This window comes from Paenibacillus sp. P5_B5 (assembly GCF_056400365.1).
Genome location: NZ_JBFULK010000040.1, coordinates 1 through 3476, shown reverse-complemented (window position 1 = coordinate 3476; position 3476 = coordinate 1). Strand labels below are relative to the sequence as shown.

The following is a 3476-nucleotide window of genomic DNA, read 5'->3' as shown; positions in this document are numbered from 1 at the left end:
CAGCACCACAATAGCTGTCAATGAGGATACTTTCGCAAAGCGAATTGCCGCATTAGATATTTCAGGCTCTTCTTCATACAGCCATCGTTTCCCCCATAATAAACTATCCTCAGGACAAAAATAAGTCCATATTAATACTCCATACATAGGAATCATAAAAACAATAAAAATTATAATAATTCCAGCTATCCCTTCCACTGCATCACGCTCCCTCTACCATGCCCCAATAGTGCTACTCTTTTATTAAACTATCGTTCCCCGTTAGCTTATCAATTGGAAGTCATAATTTTTTATCAGTTGCCTCCAATATGAAAGATACCAATAACGGTTTTACCATCAACGTCATATAGCGGGATATCATAACCACCTTGGGGCAAACTCTTTTGTATGGCTAGAGCTTCCTCGGGTGTCTTAGGTTGCTCACCATCTAAATCTTTTTTCAGTACATATCCCATAGTACCATCCACACCTACTGCAGCAATTAAATCAGGTTCCTGATCTGGTCCTGCAGGGTATGGTCCATTACCATAGGTTTGTCCTCGTTCGTTAACAGGGTAATTAGGAACATCTTCAGAAGCTTTAATAAGGTATTCATTCTCTGGAACTGTAGTTCTGTAATTATTTAGATAGTCCAATCCCGGCACAGAATATAGAGCTATTCCTGTTACAAAAATCAGCCCTGCGAAAACTACGATATAAGATTTTTTTCCTATTTTCATAATTCCACATTCCTTTCTTTTTGACTTGAAAAAAGTAGATTTACCAATCATTCCAATATTTATACGATTATAACATCGGATTTGTTGCGTTATCCTACTCGTTAGATTAATAAAGAAAAGGAGCAGCTGCCGTAGCAAACTGCTCCTTTGTTGTTCAACTATAGTGTCCCGTTAACGGAATAACTTCAAATAGATTTCTTTATTCCTCTACTTAGCCCAATTATTAATAAAACTAGTCCAAGTATCAAGAAAATCGCTACGAATAAATTATCAAACACACCAGGCATAGTTGGTTCAGGGAAATACGATCCAGACCCGTTTATTTTTACTGGAACCGATTCACCAATCCATTTAAAAACTGCAATAAATCTTTCTGCTGTGAACAAAATGCCACTTAATGCAATCAGTCCCAGACCAGATATAAAACTGCTCTTCCACATTTGTTGTTCACCTCGCTTGAAATGAATTATAATCCTGATTGGCTAACCATAACACTTAATATAAATCATACATTGGTGATTATTGCAAATAACTTATTGCGCTATTCTCCCGTTACTTCAATGCGAAAGGGAGCAGCTGCTCGTAGCGGTCTGCTCCCTGGTTGTCTGAACTATCGTGTTCCGATAGCTGAAATTATTTATATACTTCTTCTTCTAATTTTTCAATTCTTTCTTTCAACTTTTTATTCTCTTTTATTACTTCATAGGAGTTATAAAACGCCCCCGCAGCAAGGGCAAATGCAAACCATACCCATAACCAATCCATTCAAAATCCCCATCTATACTTCACCTGAAAAATTCATTACCTTATTACGCTATCCTTCTCCTGATGATTATTGAGCTAAAGTATCCCGTTAGCTCAATAGTCTTATGTTTTAATTAGAGTCGCTGCTTATAGTTGTGAGGCTTGCCGAACACCTAATGCAGTGACGTCCCGACGGGCTTAGGGGGCTGGATGTGGTCACTCGCTTCTCAGAGTGACCCGGAGCGTCAATATGGTGTTAGCCGAAGGAAGTTCTGGAAGCAGCCATTGCATTTAAGGTGTTCTCAAAATAGCTATATACTTCATCTGCAATTCCCAGAAACTCTTCAACAAGTACATTACTATCCAAGTAACAAGCATACAGATAATCAACTAAAGCGGAGTCAATCTCACAATAGTTTAATATGGCATTCTTCATCTTAATAATGTCATCTTGCCATACACCTGTATCTTCTAAAACCAAAGAGTATAATGCACGAATTAATCTCTTAGAGTAACCTTTAATATATCTAGTTTTCATTGTGTTATCACTAGCATTAGAAAGTAAACTATGTATACGATCTACTTCCTCCTTGGTCTCTGTATTTAAGTCTAAAATGAACTCTGGAGAAATAATTATCGGTGGTACTTTTTCACCAACGTCATGACCATATATGCAAACACAAATTATCTTAACCCAAAAACCCCACTCATTTGGTTTACTTAATACATCGTCAATCGAGCAAATTATCGTATCAATCTTAGTTACTACTGGATATTCTTCCAAAAGCCTGTCTTTAATATTTGACAATCTTTCGTAATCAATATCTTTGGGATTTACACATACAATAGTAAAGTCTGCATCTGACTTAAAAGGTTTAGCAGTTCCTTTTGGAATCGAGCCACACATATAAATGCTATGAATCTTACCTTTAAATTCGGTAAGTATATTATCTATATACTTATCAACAAAATCCTTATATTCACTTTGTATTACAATTCTATTTATAACTTTTTCTAATATCATATAGACTCCTCCTAAACTAAGAACTTCTTTCGGCTAACGTCTTTTTTGCGAACTTCGTAAATTCGTCAAGACTTAAGTTATTCGCGAAATCATTCAACTATCCTGCCCGTTAGCTCAATAAAGTGTTAGTCCAATCCAAGATCAGAAAGATCAATTTCCTCAAAAATCTCTTTTTCGGTATAGTACTCTGGATTACCCAATATCTCCTGCCTCACAATACTTTCAACCGTAGCAATCTCATTCTCAGTAACGTCATATTTTGCTAGTAAAACCTTAATTGCTTCAAAAAAATATTTAAGATAAGGCTCTCTCTCGTCATTAAAACTCACTATTTCTTTATATGGAAGAAATAATCCCCACGTTAAGTACTTATTACGCGTATCTCGGCTAGGGCCCTTCACTTCAACTTCTTTTATTTGTGAATTAGTGGATACCATTAAAGACATATGGTAATCCTTTATTTTCTCTGTAATATTATTAGGCACTATTATTTTTTCATTAAGTATGTCCCTGATGTATAAATGTACTTTATAAGATATTGAAAAAAAACAACCTGGTTCAGCAAATAGACTACTTATAGAAACCTTCACATTTCCCCCTGTATTGCTTTTTATTATCACTATCTTTCACGTGAACTAAAGACTTGGTCTGAGTTTGTTGATCAATTCGACAATTTATTTCATTATCCTGCCCGTTAGCTGAAAAGGGCTGCCAGTTGGCAGCCCTTTCATTATTGATCTATCGTGTCCCGTTAGCGTAATCACCTTAAGTGACAAGGTCATCTTACCGTCTGATAAACGAGACCTATGGCTCCAGAATCAAAGGTCTTGTTTTCGATTAGCTTAAGATTGATCTTCTCCTTGAGACCTTGGAATAACGGCAATCCCTTACCGATCAGGACGGGAGAAACCGTAATTTTATACTCATCAATTAAATCAAGCTGCATAAGGTGGTGTGCGAACCTAGGACTGCCGAGGATGACCATATCC

At 36.5% G+C, this 3476-nt stretch carries 7 protein-coding genes; all 7 read right to left on the bottom strand.

Translation table 11 applies throughout. The annotated features are described in order from the left end of the window. Window positions 1-198 (bottom strand): hypothetical protein (locus tag AC1DOK_RS24290; RefSeq protein ID WP_477556868.1); only part of this gene is annotated, 198 nt, incomplete at its 3' end. 95 nt (window positions 199-293) lie between these two features. Further along, entirely contained in the window at window positions 294-719 is a 426-nt protein-coding gene (locus tag AC1DOK_RS24285) for a hypothetical protein (protein ID WP_477556867.1), read from the bottom strand. A gap of 185 nt (window positions 720-904) precedes the next feature. Next, complete coding sequence (locus tag AC1DOK_RS24280; RefSeq protein WP_477556866.1) at window positions 905-1159, bottom strand: hypothetical protein; 255 nt, start codon at window positions 1157-1159, stop codon at window positions 905-907. 193 nt (window positions 1160-1352) lie between these two features. Next, window positions 1353-1484 carry a hypothetical protein gene (locus AC1DOK_RS24275; protein WP_477556865.1) on the bottom strand — a complete coding sequence of 44 codons (132 nt, stop codon included), beginning with the start codon at window positions 1482-1484 and terminating at the stop codon, window positions 1353-1355. 235 nt (window positions 1485-1719) lie between these two features. Further along, window positions 1720-2487, bottom strand: coding sequence for a nucleotidyltransferase domain-containing protein (locus tag AC1DOK_RS24270; RefSeq protein WP_477556864.1), 768 nt, complete (start codon window positions 2485-2487; stop codon window positions 1720-1722). Window positions 2488-2612: 125 nt separating this feature from the next. Continuing rightward, window positions 2613-3077 carry a hypothetical protein gene (locus tag AC1DOK_RS24265; RefSeq protein ID WP_477556863.1) on the bottom strand — a complete coding sequence of 155 codons (465 nt, stop codon included), beginning with the start codon at window positions 3075-3077 and terminating at the stop codon, window positions 2613-2615. A 188-nt stretch (window positions 3078-3265) separates the two neighbouring features. Next, window positions 3266-3476, bottom strand: a 211-nt coding sequence (locus AC1DOK_RS24260; protein ID WP_477556862.1) for a dihydrofolate reductase family protein, incomplete at its 5' end; no start/stop codon positions are given.